The sequence below is a fragment of the Acinetobacter sp. RF14B genome (genome assembly GCF_006864105.1).
GTDB lineage: Bacteria > Pseudomonadota > Gammaproteobacteria > Pseudomonadales > Moraxellaceae > Acinetobacter > Acinetobacter lwoffii_C.
In genome coordinates this window covers 1-486 of the sequence record NZ_SMTB01000258.1, presented here as the reverse complement: position 1 = coordinate 486, position 486 = coordinate 1, and the positions used below count along the sequence as shown (strand labels likewise).

The 486-nt window shown below is 39.9% G+C and carries 1 protein-coding gene; it reads right to left on the bottom strand.

What is annotated here, in order from left to right; translation table 11 throughout:
• On the bottom strand, positions 1 to 255 hold a 255-nt coding region (locus E2K52_RS14845; RefSeq protein WP_151205731.1), incomplete at its 3' end, for a recombinase family protein.
• Between the last annotated feature and the right edge of the window lie 231 nt (positions 256 to 486).

Sequence of the window (486 nt, the reverse complement as noted above, 5' to 3'; positions counted from 1 at the left end):
CACTGTTTTCCTGATATCCATTGCATTACAACCAAGGCGATCCAGTTTTGTCACAATCAATTGATCACCACATTTCAGGCGAGCAAGCAACCGGTTAAAACCAGGACGCTCACTGGTTGCTGCTGAGCCGCTAATGTGTTCTTCGATTATTTGCTGAGGTTTGATTTTAAAACCTGCACTTTCGATTTCCCGGCGTTGATTTTCGGTGGTCTGATCCAGCGTTGATATCCGACAGTAAGCAAAAATTTGAGACATAGTGAGACTCTATACGAAATTGGTGTTCATATCATAATGCATCTCAGAAAATAATTATGATTATTTTTGTGCATATTTGTATGTACACGTTCGAAAATAAACGAATGCGTATGCAACCCCGTAATTTTGGTGAGACCCAAAATCGATTTTGTGAAAAATGGCTTTAACTCGGTTTGTTTTTCGAGTTCCGGGCGGACTCAAGGAAGAAGAATAGTGTTGCGTGTTATTTTA